Annotated in this window: 16 protein-coding genes; 9 read left to right on the forward strand and 7 right to left on the reverse strand. The window is 45.4% G+C overall.

The genetic code is table 11. The features are described 5' to 3' along the window. Positions 1–8 precede the first annotated feature (8 nt). Positions 9–1,259: a peroxiredoxin family protein gene (locus MuYL_RS02495; RefSeq protein ID WP_094569022.1), complete on the forward strand. Its 1,251-nt coding sequence runs from the start codon at positions 9–11 to the stop codon at positions 1,257–1,259. A 170-nt stretch (positions 1,260–1,429) separates the two neighbouring features. Here MuYL_RS02495 and pepT read toward each other — a convergent pair whose 3' ends face one another. Then, a complete protein-coding gene (gene pepT, locus MuYL_RS02500) occupies positions 1,430–2,680 on the reverse strand; it encodes a peptidase T (protein ID WP_094572831.1) in 1,251 nt (416 codons plus the stop codon). Positions 2,681–2,768: 88 nt separating this feature from the next. On the opposite strand from pepT, the gene MuYL_RS02505 reads away from it, so the two are divergent. From MuYL_RS02505 to MuYL_RS02520, 4 genes are read left to right on the forward strand one after another with little or no spacing between them, the layout of a single operon-like run. Continuing rightward, on the forward strand, positions 2,769–3,506 hold the full coding sequence (locus tag MuYL_RS02505; protein WP_094569023.1) for a porin family protein: 738 nt from the start codon (positions 2,769–2,771) through the stop codon (positions 3,504–3,506). Positions 3,507–3,508: 2 nt separating this feature from the next. Further along, positions 3,509–3,868 (forward strand): MmcQ/YjbR family DNA-binding protein, encoded by a 360-nt coding sequence (locus MuYL_RS02510; protein ID WP_094569024.1) that lies wholly within the window; start codon positions 3,509–3,511, stop codon positions 3,866–3,868. Positions 3,869–3,918: 50 nt separating this feature from the next. Further along, the gene (locus tag MuYL_RS02515) at positions 3,919–5,661 is read left to right on the forward strand and encodes a M14 family zinc carboxypeptidase (protein WP_094569025.1); all 1,743 of its coding nucleotides are present in this window, start codon (positions 3,919–3,921) and stop codon (positions 5,659–5,661) included. Continuing rightward, on the forward strand, positions 5,658–6,290 hold the full coding sequence (locus tag MuYL_RS02520; protein WP_317043864.1) for a rhomboid family intramembrane serine protease: 633 nt from the start codon (positions 5,658–5,660) through the stop codon (positions 6,288–6,290). Before MuYL_RS02515 ends, MuYL_RS02520 begins: the two co-directional genes overlap by 4 nt. Here the strand turns inward: MuYL_RS02520 and MuYL_RS02525 are convergent. Further along, entirely contained in the window at positions 6,259–7,248 is a 990-nt protein-coding gene (locus MuYL_RS02525; protein WP_094569026.1) for a hypothetical protein, read from the reverse strand. The genes MuYL_RS02520 and MuYL_RS02525 overlap by 32 nt on opposite strands. Positions 7,249–7,302: 54 nt before the next feature. On the opposite strand from MuYL_RS02525, the gene MuYL_RS02530 reads away from it, so the two are divergent. Beyond that, entirely contained in the window at positions 7,303–8,313 is a 1,011-nt protein-coding gene (locus MuYL_RS02530; protein WP_094572833.1) for a dipeptide epimerase, read from the forward strand. 6 nt (positions 8,314–8,319) lie between these two features. Here the strand turns inward: MuYL_RS02530 and MuYL_RS02535 are convergent, their stop codons facing one another. The 3 genes from MuYL_RS02535 to MuYL_RS02545 are packed head-to-tail and all read right to left on the reverse strand — an operon-like array spanning position 8,320 to position 9,744. Beyond that, entirely contained in the window at positions 8,320–9,225 is a 906-nt protein-coding gene (locus MuYL_RS02535) for a prohibitin family protein (RefSeq protein WP_094569027.1), read from the reverse strand. A gap of 9 nt (positions 9,226–9,234) precedes the next feature. Further along, positions 9,235–9,426: a DUF6358 family protein gene (locus tag MuYL_RS02540; RefSeq protein ID WP_094569028.1), complete on the reverse strand. Its 192-nt coding sequence runs from the start codon at positions 9,424–9,426 to the stop codon at positions 9,235–9,237. A 3-nt stretch (positions 9,427–9,429) separates the two neighbouring features. Then, positions 9,430–9,744 (reverse strand): rhodanese-like domain-containing protein, encoded by a 315-nt coding sequence (locus MuYL_RS02545; RefSeq protein WP_094569029.1) that lies wholly within the window; start codon positions 9,742–9,744, stop codon positions 9,430–9,432. A 121-nt stretch (positions 9,745–9,865) separates the two neighbouring features. On the opposite strand from MuYL_RS02545, the gene MuYL_RS02550 reads away from it, so the two are divergent. After that, positions 9,866–10,984 (forward strand): DUF4407 domain-containing protein, encoded by a 1,119-nt coding sequence (locus MuYL_RS02550; RefSeq protein WP_094569030.1) that lies wholly within the window; start codon positions 9,866–9,868, stop codon positions 10,982–10,984. A 248-nt stretch (positions 10,985–11,232) separates the two neighbouring features. Further along, entirely contained in the window at positions 11,233–12,327 is a 1,095-nt protein-coding gene (locus tag MuYL_RS02555; protein ID WP_094569031.1) for a hypothetical protein, read from the forward strand. An 89-nt stretch (positions 12,328–12,416) separates the two neighbouring features. On the opposite strand, the gene MuYL_RS02560 is transcribed toward MuYL_RS02555, so the two are convergent. After that, a complete protein-coding gene (locus MuYL_RS02560; protein WP_094569032.1) occupies positions 12,417–13,937 on the reverse strand; it encodes a S10 family peptidase in 1,521 nt (506 codons plus the stop codon). A 162-nt stretch (positions 13,938–14,099) separates the two neighbouring features. Continuing rightward, entirely contained in the window at positions 14,100–15,293 is a 1,194-nt protein-coding gene (locus MuYL_RS02565) for an anhydro-N-acetylmuramic acid kinase (protein ID WP_094569033.1), read from the reverse strand. 174 nt (positions 15,294–15,467) lie between these two features. Here MuYL_RS02565 and nagB point away from each other — a divergent pair, with 174 nt between their 5' ends. Beyond that, positions 15,468–17,387 carry a glucosamine-6-phosphate deaminase gene (gene nagB, locus MuYL_RS02570; RefSeq protein WP_094569034.1) on the forward strand — a complete coding sequence of 640 codons (1,920 nt, stop codon included), beginning with the start codon at positions 15,468–15,470 and terminating at the stop codon, positions 17,385–17,387. The last annotated feature ends 63 nt before the right edge of the window (positions 17,388–17,450 follow it).

Here is a 17,450-nt window from a genome sequence, read left to right on the forward strand (position 1 = left end):
GTTTGGGTATGACATTAAAATCACGACTCATCCTACCGGTTTTATTTATATTTTCAACATTTACCATAGCATCAGCCCAAAATAAGCTTACAACAGGCGTGTGGCGCGGCGTATTAAAAACCCAGTCGGGTAACCAGCTGCCATTTAATTTTGAGGTTACTACCGTAGCCGGCCACCCGCAGTTAGCCATTATAAACGGTGCCGAGCATTACAAAGTGCCTGACGTAAAAATCACGGGCGATTCTGTTTTTATAAAGATGCCGTTGTTTGATTCGGAATTCAGGCTTAAGCTTGATGGTGAAAACCTTACAGGCAACTGGATCCGCCACCTGGGCGATCACGATACACAAATGCCGTTTGCCGCAACCCCCAATACTTCGTGGAGGTTTTTAAGAGACCCGCAAACCCCGGCATTTGACGTAACAGGGAGATGGGCCGCTGTATTTGGCGAGGGCACTGATGGCCGCGATGAGCTGGTTGGCGAGTTTAAACAAACAGGTACCAGGCTTACCGGAACATTTTTGAGTACCACCGGCGACTACCGCTACCTGGAAGGTTCCGTATCGGGCGATAAATTATACCTTTCGTGCTTTGACGGCTGCCACGCGTTCCTGTTTATTGCAAACATAAAAGATGGTAAAACACTTACTGAAGGCACCATGAACAGCGGCCTTACCGGCACTGATAAATGGACCGCCGTTAAAGATGCCAACGCTAAATTGCCCGATGCATACTCATTAACCGCACTAAAACCCGGTTACAAAAAAATAGCCTTCTCTTTTCCGAACATTAACGGGCGCAAGGTATCATTAAGTGATCCCCGCTTTAAAAACAAGGTGGTTATTGTGCAGATCCTGGGCTCATGGTGCCCTAACTGTATGGACGAAACCAACTTTATCATCAACAGCGGTTATTACAAAAAATATCACCAAAAAGGAGTTGAAGTTGTGGGGCTGGCGTATGAGCGGACCACCGATTTCAAAAAATCACAAAAAACAGTGGCGCAGCTGAAAGACCATTTCAAGGTACCCTACCCTTTGCTGATAACGGGCTACACCCCGTCAAAAGGCGACCCGATGAAAAGTCTGCCTGCACTGGCTGACTTTAAGGGCTTCCCTACCACCATCATTATTGACAAAAAGGGCAACGTCCGCAAGATCCATACCGGCTTTAACGGCCCGGGCACAGGCGAACATTACACCGAGTTTGTTGTGGAGTTTGATAAGCTGACGGAAGACCTGCTGGCAGAGAAAGGATGAATTTGATGATTTGAAGATGAGCTGATTTGAAGATAGGCTCGTCGCACTGTCACAGTGTTACGGTTTGTGATGTGTGACAGGACACTATTGATTAGCGAATTATGCTTACAATTTTAGATTTTGTTATACGCCTCAAATTAACTTCCACATTTAAATAATTACGAAATCAATCAACTCCTTTCTTCCCAAATCATGCACAAATGCAAAATGGTTTCAACGGCCTTTTGCATATCCTGTACCGATACCCACTCCTGCTTGCTGTGAAAGGCATGCTCACCGGCAAAAATATTAGGGCAGGGCAGCCCCATAAATGAAAGCCGCGAACCATCGGTACCGCCGCGGATGCTGCAAAGTTTGGCGTTAAGGCCTGCCCGTTTCATGGCTTCCATGCCATATTCAACTATCTGCGGATGCTTATCGAGTACGCTTTTCATATTGCGGTATTGCGGCTTTACCTGCAACTCAAAGGTTGACGAAGGGAATTGTTTCAGCACGTCGCCAGCTATTTTACGGATCACATTGGCGTGTTCAGCCAGTTTATCATCATCAAAATCACGAATAATAAATTCAATGGCGGCGGTTTCCACATGGCCCTCTACAGATACGGGGTGTACAAACCCTTGCTTGCCTGTGGTACCTTCGGGCGATAGTTCAAAGGGCAATGCGGCAATTATTTGACCGGCAATTTTTATGGCGCTTTCCATTTTTCCTTTTGCAAAACCGGGATGCGAGCTTAGCCCGTTGATCAGCAGTTTTGCCCCGTCTGCCGAAAAGGTTTCATTCTCCATATTGCCGGCGCTTTCACCATCCATGGTATATCCTGCATAGGCGCCCAGTTTTTTAATATCAGCCTTGTCAACACCGCGGCCAATCTCCTCGTCGGGCGTAAACAGGATCCTGATATCGCCGTGTTTTATTTCGGGGTGATTGATCAGCTGGTAGCAGGCATCCATAATTTCGGCAACACCGGCCTTATTGTCGGCCCCAAGCAGGGTTGTGCCGCTGGCAGTAATAATGTCATTACCCAGCTGGTTTTTTAAATCCGCATGGTCTTTAAGCCTTATTATCTGCGCCGGGTCATCTGGCAAAATAAGATCTTCCCCCTGGTAATTTTTATGAACAATTGGGCTAACGCCGGTGCCGCTGCAGTCGGGCGCGGTATCCATGTGTGAGCAAAAACCAATCACCGGCACCTGTTTGTCAACATTTGCGGGTATTGTAGCGTATACATAGCCAAATTCGTCTAAATGTGCATCGGTTACGCCCATTTTAAGCAATTCGGTTACCAGTAAGCGCCCAAGGTCTTTCTGTTTTTCTGTTGATGGAACAGTGTCAGAAGCCGGATCGGACTGTGTATCAATGATTACATACCGTAAAAAACGGTCGGTAACGGTAAAGTTGAGCAACGAATTAATATTCATATTAAGCAATATGTCACTAAAATTTTTAATTTTGAGGGGATACGATAATTCTACCCCAAAATTGTAAATATTGATCAACATTTAACATTTGAAAAAATATATATTATTTTTTGTTATAGTAATTGCAGCCATTGGTGTAAAAGCACAGGCGGGGTATAACTATTATGAATTTGGTGTTGGCGGCGGCGCAAGTTATGAACGCGGATATACTAATATTCCCCGGCAGGATAACAACATAGGGTTTAACTTAAATCTTACTTACAATTACAACCCATACCTGCCTATTGAGCTCGAGATCCAAAAGGGCCAATTATCAGGCGGCGGGCTTACAGTTGCCCTGGACAGGTACGGCCGCAAGTTTACCAATAACTTCCTGGCGCTTTATCTGCATGCCGATATCCAGTTAGGCTCTTTTATTGATTATGAGCACGACTGGTTTTTAAATGCGGTGAAAGGTTTTTATGTAGGGTCAGGCGTAGGGTTTGTGCGAAACAACAATACCGTGCAGCGCACCAATGTAATATTGGCCAACGGCCCCACAACCTACATTTTCCCCGGATCGGACCAGAGTACCAATATTTCTGTACCCCTAAGAGTAGGTTATGAATTTAAGATCTTTGATTCCTACCAGCAGCCCGCCTGGGCCATTGATATCGGGTATGTTCACAACATCGTTTTTGGTGAAGGGCTGGATGGATATGACGATCCTTCCTCCAAGTTTAAAAATAATGCCACTAATCAGTACCGTCAATTTACTATTGGGTTTAAATACTTTTTCGGCAACACGGTATCTTACACTAAACTGGTTAGAGATTACGGATTTTAAAAATGAATATTGAAGAACTTCGCGATTATTGCCTGCAAAAACCGGCCACTACCGAAGGTTTACCCTTTGGCAAGGATACGCTTGTTTTTAAAGTTGGCGGTAAAATGTTTTTGCTTACCAGCATTGCTACCGGCACTAATTTTAATGTTAAGTGCGACCCTGAACTGGCCGTTGAATTGCGTGAACAGCACCCCGAAGTGCAGCCCGGTTACCACATGAACAAAAAGATGTGGAATACCGTGTATATGGATGGCTCCTTAACCACCAAACAGCTGCATCAAATGATTGATCACTCCTACGAATTGGTATTCAAAGGCCTCCCCAAAAAACAGCAGCAGGAAATAATTACAGGTAACCAATAAGATACATTTTTATTGAGCCGCCCTCATTATATTTGCCAAAAGCCCTTTTCATGAAAATACTTTTATCAGCATTACTAGTCTGTTTTGTTTTTTTTAACGCAAGTGCCCAGCTAACTCCGTTTGAACTAAGCAAGGATAAAAACTATACCGCAACCTATAGCGAGGTAATTGCTTATTATAAAAAACTTGCTGCGGCAAACCCGCAAATGAAACTGATTAACTACGGTACCACCGATATTGGCAAACCGCTTACCCTGGTGGTACTCTCACGCGATAAGGTTTTTGATCCGGCCTTAATAAAAAAACAAAACAAAAAGGTGTTACTCATCAACAACGGTATTCATCCCGGCGAACCGGAAGGTATTGATGCCAGTATGATGTTTGCCAGCGATCTGCTGAAAAAGAAGGCACTGCCTAAAAACCTGGTGATCTGTATGATTGCGCTTTATAATATTGATGGCAGCATGAACCGTGGCTGGAGCCGCGTAAGTCAGAACGGGCCGCGTGCCTATGGCTTTAGGGGCAATTACCGCAACCTGGATTTAAACCGCGACTTTATAAAGGCCGACAGCCGCAACGCGCTTGCCTTTGAGCAAATAGTAAACACCTGGAACCCTGAAGTTTTTTTGGATAACCACACCAGCGACGGTGCCGACTATCAATATGTAATGACGCTGATAGAAACGCAAAAGGATAAGCAAAACCCCATACTGGCAAAATACACTTCGGAAACACTAACGCCTGAACTTTATAAAAGAATGAAGAAAAGCGGGTATGAAATGATCCCTTACGGTGCAGGTGAACGCGGATTACCAGACTCAGGCATTGTAAGCTTTTTAGAAACGCCGAGGTTTGCTACCGGCTACACCGCCCAGCGCAACATCATCAGCTACATTACCGAAACCCATATGCTGAAGTCGTTTGATAAAAGGGTGTATGCGACGTATGACTTTGAGCAGCACCTGGTTGATATTTTTGAGAGGGATGCCAAATTGGTAGGCGAGCTGAAGCACAAAGCCGATGAGCAGGTTGCACACCAAAAAACCTTTGCCCTGGATTGGGATGTTGACCTGGCCAGGGTAGACACCATTACCTTTAAAGGATATGCCGCACTTTATAAGCCCAGTGACATAAGCGGTTTAAAACGTTTGTATTATGACCGTAGCCAGCCTTACACCAAAACCATAAAGTATTGGAACAGCTATAAAGCAACCGATAGCGTAGACAAACCCGCGGCTTACATTATTCCGCAGGCCTGGGGCAAAATAATAGACTTGTTTAAATTAAATAGCGTGGCAATGCACCGTTTAGCACATGATACCACCATTGCCCTGCAGATGTATTACATTGAAGACTATAAAACCCCGCAGAAACCATTTGAGGGACATTACCTGCATAGCAATGTGAAGTTGAATCCGGTTGACATGAAGGTAAAGTTTTATGAGGGCGACTACCTGGTATATACCAACCAGCCGCTTAACCGCTATATTGTTGAGACACTGGAGCCGCAGGGCGTTGATTCATTTTTTACCTGGAACTTTTTTGATTCGATGCTGGGCGAAAAGGAGTACTTCAGCAATTATGTATTTGAAGACAAGGCTGCCGAAATGCTAAAAAATGACCCTGCGCTAAAGAAAAAGCTGGATGATGCAAAAGCAAAGGACCCCAAACTGGCGGGCAGTGCCGGGGCACAATTAAACTTTATTTACCGCAACTCTATCTATTTTGAAAAAACATATCTTCGCTATCCTGTTGGCAGATTACTAACAGATACTAAACTCGACCTGAAATGATGGAATATTTAATGACAGCACCGGTAGCGTCTGTCATCTTTGTTTTTACTATACTTACTTCTCTTTGGGCGTTTTCAAACGATAATGTTTATGCCCAAATGATATTGCACCCTTTTAGCGTGGCACGGGGGAAGCGCACTTATACCGTTATTACCAGTGGCTTTATCCATAACGACTGGATGCACCTGTTCTTTAACATGTTGAGCTACTACTTTTTTGCTTTCCAGTTAGAACCCGCTTTAGGGCACTGGCAATTTGGGGTGCTTTATTTCGTTAGTTTGATTTTGAGTGACCTGCCTACGGTTTACAAGCACAGGAATGACGAATGGTACCATAGCCTGGGTGCATCAGGGGCTGTAAGTGCCGTTATTTTCAGCTTTATTATGTTCGCGCCTACCGTTAAAATGTACATTATGCCAATTCCCTTCGGAATACCGTCGGCTTTATTTGGTGTTTTATACCTTATTTACTGTAACTACGCGTCCAAATATTCAAGAGATAATATTAACCATGATGCGCACATGTTTGGTGCTTTAAGTGGTTTGCTAATCACTATTGCTTTAAACCCACACATTGTGAGCAGTTTTATACAGCAAATTACCTCGGGAGTTCAATCGTTGCTTCACTAATCAGGCTTCCATCCGGGTTAAATAAAAAGCTCATGGGCTGTTCCGGGTTTTTAATGATCTCTAAAAGCAGGAATCCCCAGTTTTTCCAGAAGCTTTCCAGCACCTGTCCGTAAATTTTGTTCAGCCAGTCGTCAAACAACGGCTTGCTGCTCAGGCCGCGTAAAGGCATTGCTTCGATATAGATCTCGCCATTGGCAGGCATTACATTATACTCAGGCAGGCGGTTAAACAGGTAGGCCGAATAAAATACCCTTCCGCAAAACTCCTCGAACTGGATAGGGTGAAGCAACTGGCCCTTAATTTTATCATACACCTCTTTATGGTACGACAGATTAGCGCCATTATCCTGCAGGCAGATGATCAGCCCAAAATCGCGGATGCGCAGCGAAAAGGTTAACGTATTGATCTCATCGCGGTAGCCAAACTCCAAAGGGTTATTATCTGCTTTAAAAAGGAATACACTGTACGGCTTAAAGTCTTCAAAAACAACAGGCAGGTTAAGGCTTTGCAGCATTAAATGCAGGTTGCTGAATTTATGAATGATGGACTGCGATATGTTAAACTCCTCGCCTTTTGAATGCTGTAGCTTGATGCCGCTTTGGATCTCGTTAAAAATTATTCCGTAAAGCAATTTGCCAGCCCATTGAAAAAGCTTCAGTTCGTCAATTTCTTTTAACGCATCGTACCCGGTTTCAAAGGCGGCCGCTATCTCATTTTCAAGCGGCTCAAGGAAGGCTTCACTGATATACGCCGCACAGGGGATCTTGATATCTTTATAAGTAGCCATGCTTTCGTCCAGCATTTTAAAGGGCTTATCTTCCAGCTGGTAACGGCTCATCAGCCATTGCGGAAAAACCTGGATCTTTTCTTCTTCAGAGGTTAAAGCTTCGCCGCTTAAAAAACAATTGCGGTTGCCGAATTTGAAAGATTCAAAAGGGTGATAAATTTCCTGGGCCATGGGCGCAAAGATAAGCATCAAATCCAACGGGAAAATTTTAGCTTTGAATTTAACATGAAACTGACTTACCAACCCTTCGAACTGCTGCTGAAGCACACTTTCACCATCGCCAAATTTTCGCGTACATCCACCCCTGTCATGCTCATTCAAATAGCGCACGAGGGTAAAATTGGCTATGGCGAAGCATCAATGGTGCCTTACATGGGCGAAAGCTTTGAAACGGCAACCGACTTTTTAAGTAAGGTAGATGCCCGTCAATTTCAATATCCGTTTGATTTTGGGTCGATAATAGCTTATTTGGACAACATTGCCCCGGGCAACCCCGCTATTAAAGCCGGAATTGACATAGCCTTGCACGACTTGGAAGGGAAGCTGCAGAATAAACCCTGCTGGCAGCTGCTCGGAAGCGATCCTTCAAAAATGCCGGCAACCAGCTATACCATTGGTATAGATACGCCCGAAGTGATCATCAAAAAAGTAAAGGAAGCGCCTAATTGTAAAATCATCAAAGTGAAACTTGGCCGGGATAGCGACCGTGAGCTGATAAAAACCATCCGCTCGGTAACGGATAAGCCCCTGTTTGTTGATGCAAACCAGGGCTGGACCGATTTGGAACAAAGCCTTGACCTGATCCACTGGCTGCATGAGCAGGGTGTATTACTGATTGAACAGCCTATGCTGAAAACCGATATAGACAGCAATGCGTGGCTCACCGAACGCAGCCCCATTCCCTTAATTGGCGACGAAGCGGTGCAGCGCCTTGCGGACGTTGAAAAGGCAAGAGGTGTTTATCATGGCATTAACATTAAACTGATGAAATCTGCCGGGATGCATGAGGCAAATCAAATGATCTTAAAAGCAAAAGAGCTGGGCTTAAAACTGATGATAGGCTGCATGAGCGAAACCAGCTGCGCCACCCTTGCCGGCATAGCCCTTGCCCCCCAATGCGATTGGGCCGACCTTGACGGGCCGTTTTTAACCAGCAATAATCCCTACCAAATGCCGGATTTTGCGGATGGTAAATGGGTGTTGGGGAATGATGCCGGGCTGGGGATAAGGCACTAATATATATTATTTATCACTCAGCATTATCGGATTCCCGCCTTTACCCCCTATGATAATAACTTTGGCGTTTGGCGACAAGGCAATTTCTTTTTGGGCTTTAATGCTCTCGTACATCAGTTGCTTATCAGACAGGCCGGTTGACAGGATCTTTTGGTAATCTGCAATACCCTGTGCTTCCACGCGTTTACGGTCAGCTTCCTGGCGCTCTTTTTGCAAAACAAACTGCATTTTTTGAGCTTCCTGCTCGGCCTGGATCTTTGATTCAATGCTTGCGCGAACTGTGGCAGGCAAGGTAATATTGCGCACCAAGATCTGCTGCACCGCAAGGCCATTTTTGGCAAAGTTATCGGTAATTGATTTATTTATTTTAAACTGGAACTCCTCACGCTTGGTAGAGTAGAGGTCAACCGCTACATAGTTCACCGCATTGTCGCGGATAGCGGTACGGGTAATAGGGCGTACGATCTTATCTTCGTAATTAACCCCAATATTTTGATAGATGTAGGGCGCTTTAAGCGGGATGACCTTATAAAGTACGGAAAGATCAATGGTAACCTCCAATCCGTCTGATGATAAAACACGAATGGCATCATCTCCCTGGATCTGCCCTTCTCCGGTTTTGGCGCTCATGGTATAGTTTTCCGTCTGGATGCTGAAGGTGGTTACATCAACCAGCGGATTAATGATGTGGAGGCCGCTTTCCAGCACATTGTCCTGCACCTTGCCGAACAGGGTTTGCACGCCGACTTTACCGGGCTCAATTACTTTAACGGCCGACAATAGCACCCCGATAAGAATTACTAAAACAGCTACTTTATTAATGGTACCGGCAAAACGGCCGGCAGGTTCGGGTGAGCGTTTGAGCACTATACCCACAATGAGCATAATGACCCCTAAAATTGCGATAAACATAGTTTGGGGCTACAGGCTTTTTTGGGCCTTTTTTACTTCTTTTAAAAGCCTAACCTTAAGCACGATAAATATAGCAATAATTGCTGCTGCGCCTATCAAGTATATATAGTTCTTTTGCGCAATGCCGTATTCGTAACCGGTAATAAGGCACACTAAAATAACTATGTTATATAGCACGTTTAAAAATAACTTTTTGCCCATGGCTTAATAAACGTTAATGGTAGGGTCAATCTGGTCGGCCCACGCTAAAATTCCACCCTGAAGGTTGAAAAGATTGGTGTATCCTTTTTGTTCCAGCTGCATTATTGCTGCTGCACTACGTTTGCCGCTGCGGCACATTACCACTACCGGCTTGTCTTTTTCAATTTTTTCAGCTTCAATTAAAATTCCACCTAATGGAATTGACAGGCCACCCAGGTTTGACATCTCATATTCAAAGTCTTCCCTTACATCAATTAATTGAAAATCTTCGCCTTTATCTTTTTTGTCTTTCAGGTCCTGTACGCTAATTTCTTTCATGTTTTGATCCTATAATAATTGTCAAAGGTAATTGTTATCATTCAAATATTTAGGTCTGAAATTTGTAACATTCAATGCCTTGCAGCGTTTCATATATGTTTGCAAACAGATAATTATTTTAATGAAGAATATTACACGTTTTTTCTGGTTCTGTTCCGGAGCCCATATAGGTACTTTAAAAAAATATCCGCTTGAGCATAATAAATATGTAGGTATAGGTGCCACTATATTTTTTACGGCAGTATTTGCTTCACTGTCAGGTGGATATGCAATGTATTTTGTGTTTTCCGGCAACCCTTTTGCCGTCGTATTTGCCATTTTATTTGGCCTGCTTTGGGGCACGGCCATTTTTAACATGGACAGATACATCGTATCAAGCATTGACAAGGCGGGGTCAACCAACCAGCAAATTTTACAGGCGTCGCCCCGTATTCTGCTGGCTATAATGATAGGGATAGTTATTTCAAGGCCGTTGGAGTTAAAGATCTTTGATAAAGAGATCCGCCAGAAATTGAAAACCGCCTACTTAAAAGGGCAGCATCGCAAGATTGATACGCTCACCAAAACCTATACTGAAAAGTATGCGATGGAGCTGGGCAAAAACACCGACCTTAAAAAAGAAAAAGACTCGCTCGAAAGGGATATCAACCGTTCGCGTGCGCAGCTGAACCAGGAAGTATTCGGCGAAAAAAACGACCAGACATCGGGTATTACCGGTTATGGCACTTACGCCAAACAAAAACAGGCCGTTTTGCAGGAGAAGGAGGATCGGTTGAAACAGGTTACCGATAACCAGGCTAAAATGGACAATTACCTGAGTGCACGTAAAAACTATGAGGGCGTAAATGATATCCGGCTGTTCAGCGAACACCAACTTGACAGCCTTTCTAATGTGGCTGGTTTCAGCGATCGCAACTGGGCCCTGGGGCAGCTTTCCTATAACGAAAACGGGACGCGCGACCTTGATACCTTCCTGGCTGAATCATTCATCAGCTGGCTGTTTATCCTGTTTGAGTGCCTGCCCGTGTTTGTTAAGCTGATGTCGCCCAAAGGCGCCTATGATGTTGCCGTTTCAAAAATTGGCGAAGCCGACATTTATTATGCCGAACGGGATAAAGACAGGCATATCCAGGTGATAAATAATGTGTATGATCACCGGCTTGACAAGGATACGGATAGGGAAAAGAAAATAATCTCGGCGCAATCTGACTATGACCTTGAACGGCATAATTACGATTAATTGCGAAAAGGCCAATTGAACAGCTGCAATATGGAAAAATACGCCGGTTTTCTGCGTGCAGTTATACCTGCCTACCAATTTTACTCAAAGCAAACCACAGCGATATTTTATACGTATAATCTATAGGTTACCCTGATTTATTAAGAGTTGCCAACAAATGCTTGTAATAATATCTACTTTTAGGTTTTGCTATACATAAAGCGGTAAAATTTCGTTATCCATTTTAATGCTGTTAATATAATTGATATATGGGGAAAATATACCAAAAACACCTCCTGCTGATTGTTGGGGGATTATTCGTTTCGCTTTTAATCACTTCTTGCAAAAAGGACCATACGCCCGCACCCACACCGGCACCCAAGCCCATTGCAACGCTGGGTCTCTACGAGTTGCAAAGTACTATTTACCGCAGGGTTTTTATTCCCATATCGCAGGTCGGGGACATTAAAAATACTTATTACAGTGTATTTGATACAGGTTCTTCCGCCATGACGATGGATGCTGACGGCTTGATACCCGCTTCAATGATTACCAGTACAGGCATAACCATTACCGGCGATTCGCTGGTGGTAAACGGTATTACAGTTACGAAGCAAACAGCCACCCTTACTTACGGGGATGCAACAAACGGAACAAAAGAATATGGCAACCTTGCCTACGCGATAATAACCATAGGCGATGTAAATGGCTCTGTTACCACCAAACGTATCCCTTTCTTTTTATATTATAAAGCAGTTGATGTAAAGTCGGGAACCAGTCTCGGTAAACACGAAAATGACGTTTTTGGTGTTGGCCCCAATACCAGCTTCAGCAACCTGGCTATTGCAAGCCCATTAAGCTATTTTACAACCGCTGCCAATGTTACTCAGGGTTTTAAGCTTTCAAAGTTCGACAAAACCGCGTTCAGTACCAACGGTACCTATGTAAAAGATTTACTTACCATCGGGTTGGTGCCTGATGATCTGAATTCCGCCGGGTTTATAATGCACTCCCTGGTGCATACCTCCGCAGGCTATTCACCAAATATTCCGGCTACTATAGTTTACAATGGTAAAAGTATCCAGGGTAGCCTTTTGTTTGATACCGGCACGCCTGCTTTTGCCAATATCGAAGACCCCAATGCTACAACCGATCAAACTACCCTGCCGGCAAATTCATCTGTTACTATTACCACAACCAGTGGGTTTAGCTACCAGTACACTACCACCAGCGACTATAATCTTACCCAGGTGTTAAACCCTTCCTATACCCATGATCCCCGTACGATCTTCAGCATTGATTTTTTTACCGATAATGAATTTTTACTGGATTATACCAACCACAGGATTGGGTTAAAGAATTAATAAATTGTACTTGATTATATAGCAAAGCCATCTGAAAACTAAATAAGATGGCTTTGCTGTTTTTTTAAATATCGTATCCGAAACGGTTGCTAATATTTAGCCGGTGTTCCGGGTTTCGCTACTGATTCGCGGATAAAGGTACGCAGGCTTTCTGCCGCTGCGGCCAGGTCTTCTTTGCGCAGGTACATCATGTGTCCGCTTTTGTAGCCCTCCCATTTTAAACGGTCTTTAAGCTTGCCACTTGGATCAAGCTGCCAAAGGCTGTATTTTGCGTTAAAGTAATCACAGGCACCATCATAATAGCCCGACTGGATCAGCAGGTGAAGGTAGGGGTTTTGGGCTATTGCCAACCGTAGATTTTCGCCGGTATGGTTGTTCTTGTCGTCCCATGGCCAAACGTTTCCAAACATATTATATTTAAGGTCGGTTTTATAGTTTAGCTCGTTACGCAGGTAAATATTAATAGCAGGGGTAAATGCATGCAGCCAGGCAACCAGCTCAGCATTATAATCAGGGCTTTCGCCGCCGGCCTGCCTGTCAATTCCTTTGTACCTCGAGTCGAGGCGGCCTACGGTAAAGCCTTTATCGCGTAATAACTCTTTCCAGAATAAATCATAAGATACATCGAGGTTGTTCTGCATGATCACTTTTTCCGAAATACCTGTGTAGCGCGCCATTTTTGCAGCTATTGCTGTGCGTTGTGCATCGTCAATAAAACCACCGCGTGATAGCGCCGGGATTAGCTCATTGATGGTAAAGGTCTCCACTTCAGGTAAAAAGGCGGTAAGGTCTTTTTGCTGTAGATCGGCGGAAAGTGCGCCATGGTACCAGGCCGTAGCTGCAAAATAGGGTAGTTTTAATGCCGCCTGTACCGGGCCGCTGCGCTCTATACCCAAGTCGGTAGGAGATACCAGTATAACGCCGTTCAGGTACATCCATTGAGAGTTTTGCAATTCAAGCGCCAGGCCTGATGCCCTTGTGGTGCCATAGCTTTCTCCAATTAAAAATTTAGGGGATGCCCAGCGGTTTTTGCGGGTAACAAAGGTATTGATCCACTCGGCGAGGTATTTAATGTCTTCATTTACACCAAAAAAAGTAGAGCCGGGAGTGCCTTTATCAACAATTCTGGAATAACCCGTATTTACAGGGTCCAGGTACACAATGTCGGCAACATCCAGGATTGAGTTTTTATTTTCGCCTATGCCATAAGGCTGAATCGGGTAGCCTTCATTATCAATATTAAGCAAACGCGGGCCGGTGTAGCCTATCTCCATCCATACCGATGGTGTGCCCGGGCCTCCGTTAAACGAGATCACTAAGGGACGCGAAGTCCTGTCGGCGACATCGTCCCGCTCGTAATAGGTATAAAATACGCCGGCGATAGGGCGCCCCTCGTTATCCCATATCGGCATGCTGCCTGCGGTTGCAGTGTAAGGTACAACCTTACCTTTTATGGTTACCTGGTGTTTGGTAACCACCGCAGAATCGACAGATAAAATACGGGATTTTGAAATTGGGTTGGTGTTTTTTGGAGAGGCGGCTTCAGGTTGTGCAAAGCTTAGCCCGGTAACACAGCAAACTGCTGCAATGGAAAATAAATATTTCTTCATATAAATGATTTGGTCAGCTACAAAGGATTTAAAAAAGTTAATAAGCCAGTAAGCATTAATGCTATAAGCTCTACAATACTAAGCTATTCTTGCCGTTTTTGCAACGGGTTCAGTACACAAAGGCATCCCATATTGTAAAAATATAGTGTCATTAACCAGGCGCTATAACGGAAAGCTGAACTTCCCCATCAGCGCAGCGGGGTTACCACCTATGGCCAAGGGTTCTCCGCTAAGTGCTTCATTACCCAGCAAAGCAAACAGGATAGCTTCCTTGGCATCCGGATCAATACCCAGTTCGCCTGTTTCGGCAATAGTGGCTTTTGGCATTGCTTTTTTGAGCTGATCAATCATATAACTATTTTTTGCCCCACCGCCACTGGCGAATATTTTGATGTCGTCGGCCTTAAAGTGTTGTAATATAAAATCAGTGATGGTTTTGGCTGTGAACGCGCTTAGTGTACACACCAGGTCGGCGTTATTGATGCTTAAAGTAGCGGACCGCTTTTGAGCATCCTCAACATAATTCAAACCGAACAACTCAGGGCCCGTAGTTTTCGGAGCGCTTTCAGCAAAAAACGGATGATCGAGCAGTGTATTTAACAGCGCTTCATTAACGCTTCCCGAAAAAGCAATTTTTGAGTCTTCGTCATAAGGTTTATCAAAATATTTTCGGGATGCGGCATCAATTAGGGTATTCCCGGGTCCAATATCGGTGCATACAATACCGGCATAGTCACCATCTGCGGGTAGCCAGGTCAGGTTTGCAATTCCGCCAATATTTAACAAGATTCTGTCTTCGCCGGGCTTGCCGCCCAGCAATACATCGCCATAAAGGGCAAGCGGCGCACCCTCTCCGCCCGCGGCCAGATGTTTTTGCCTGAAATCACTGATGGTAAATATTCCCGTTTTAACAGCAAGGTGGTCGCCATCGCCAATCTGCAGCGTGGCGTTTGGATAATCCGCCTGGTTATGCAGGCGTTTAGGGGCGTGATAAATGGTTTGGCCATGGCTGGCTATAAAATCAATTTTCCCCGGGTTAATATGCCACTTGGCAAGCGCTTGCAATACCAGTTCACCATGAAAGCTGCCTATGTATTCGTTCAGCAGGCAAACCTTTTCCAGGCTGGTTTCTTTACGGGCAAAAACCTGCTGCACTTCTTTTTTAAATGCGTCAGCATAAGGTATAGTGATAAAGTTAACCAGCGAAAATTTGGTTTGCAGCCCATTGCCGGTAAAGCGGCACAGCGCAATATCAAGCCCGTCAAGCGAGGTACCCGACATAAGGCCAATTCCCATTTTTTCGTGTTTTTGGGCTATGCTTATAAGCTTTTGCAGGTTGGTATTAAGGGCTAACATTGGGCGTAAATTACCTAAATGTTAAGGTAAGTACAAAAGTTAAATTTATAGTGCAACTATCTCAACATATCTGATATATTTGTTTCAACCAATAATTCCAAACTTAAGGCATTTAGGTGTCCGTCCGTAGTAATACAGGCTTAAAACCACATACTTAAACCAAAAAACAAATAAATGGCGCGATTAAATTTACTGGAAGAGACGCGGTACGAGAAGCTGCCGGTAACGGTGTATGCTAACCAGCAGGAAGGCTCGCTGGCGGTAGCACAGCGGATAGCCGGGCTGATAAAAGACAAGACAGCGAAAGGAGAGCACACGGTGCTGGGCCTGGCAACCGGCGTAACGCCGATACAGGTGTATGCCGAACTGGTGCGGCAGCACCGGGAAGAAGGGCTGAGCTTTAAAAACGTGATCACCTTTAACCTGGACGAATACTACCCCATGCAGCCGGATGCGGCACAGAGCTATGTAACGTTCATGAACGAGAACCTCTTCGCCCACGTAGATATTGATCCGGCCAATGTACATATCCCTGACGGGACGCTGGACCAGGAAGCGGTAGCCGCCTTTTGTTTGGCGTATGAGAAAAAGATCACCGAACTGGGCGGGCTCGACCTGCAGATCCTGGGGATCGGCCGTACGGGACACATCGGTTTTAACGAGCCCGGCTCGGCCCCCAACTCCGGCACCCGGCTGGTAACGCTGGATGACCTGACGCGCAACGATGCCTCCAGGGACTTTGGCGGCAAGCAGAATGTACCCACCAAGGCCATCACCATGGGCATCGGAACGATCTTCAAGGCCCGGGAGATCATCCTGATGGCCTGGAGCCAGAAGAAAGCATCCATCATTAAGAAAGCCGTGGAAGGGGAAATGTCTGGCGATGTGCCGGCTACTTACCTGCAGTTATCGGATAATGTGGAGTTTGTGCTGGATGCCCCGGCAGCAAGCTCGCTTACCCGGTTTGATACCCCATGGCTGGTAAAAGACTGCGTTTGGGAAAACGGGCTGAAAAAGAAAGCCGTGATCTGGCTGGCCGACACGCTGGACAAGCCGATCCTGAAACTGACAGAAGAAGATTATAACAACCATGGCATGGCCCAGCTGGCCGTAGAACAGGGGCCGGTATATAACATCAATATAGACATTTTTAACCAGCTGCAGCACACCATTACCGGCTGGCCGGGCGGCAAGCCTGACTCGGACGACAGCCAGCGCCCCGAACGGGCACAGCCGGCACGCAAACGTTCCATCATCTTCTCGCCCCACCCCGATGATGATGTGATCTCCATGGGCGGCACCTTCATCAGGCTGGTGGACCAGGGGCATGATGTGCATGTGGCCTATCAAACCTCCGGCAATACAGCCGTATGGGATGATGATGTGCTGCGCTTTGTGGAGTTTGCCATTGACTTTAATGAAAGCATTGGCGATGATAGCAGCAAACTAAAAAAAGTGTATGAAGACATGCGTGCCTTTATCCCGACCAAACAACCCAACCAGGTAGATACCAAAGAGATCAGGGATGTAAAAGGCTTTATCCGCAAAACGGAAGCGATCTCGGGGGCAAGATATGCAGGGCTGGAAGATGACCATATCCACTTTATGGCGCTGCCATTCTACGAAACCGGCAAGATCAAGAAGAACACCGCAGGCGAGGCCGATATCCTGCTGACTATGGAACTGTTGCAAAAGGTAAAACCGCAGCAGGTATTTGCAGCAGGCGACTTTGCCGACCCGAACGGCACACACCTGGTGTGCTTTAACATTATTATAGCCGCCCTGAAAAGATTAAGGGAAACCGAGGACTGGGTAAAGGACTGCTGGCTGTGGATGTACCGCGGTGCATGGCTGGAGTTTGAGATCCATGAGATAGAGATGGCTGTACCCTTATCGCCACAGGAGGTGATCCGCAAGCGCAATGCCATCTTTAAGCACCAGAGCCAGAAAGACAGGCCGGTGTTCCCCGGTGATGATGCCAGGGAGTTCTGGGTGAGGGCGGAAGACCGTACCCGTGAAACCGCACATGCTTATGACAAGCTCGGAATGGCTGAATATGAAGCCATGGAAGCTTTTGTAAGATATATTTATTAGCGTTTATGATAATTACACCGATTGAATGTTTAATCGGTGTAATTATTTTCCTATCGCCGGAGA

Origin of the sequence: Mucilaginibacter xinganensis, assembly GCF_002257585.1 — a bacterium.
GTDB lineage: Bacteria > Bacteroidota > Bacteroidia > Sphingobacteriales > Sphingobacteriaceae > Mucilaginibacter > Mucilaginibacter xinganensis.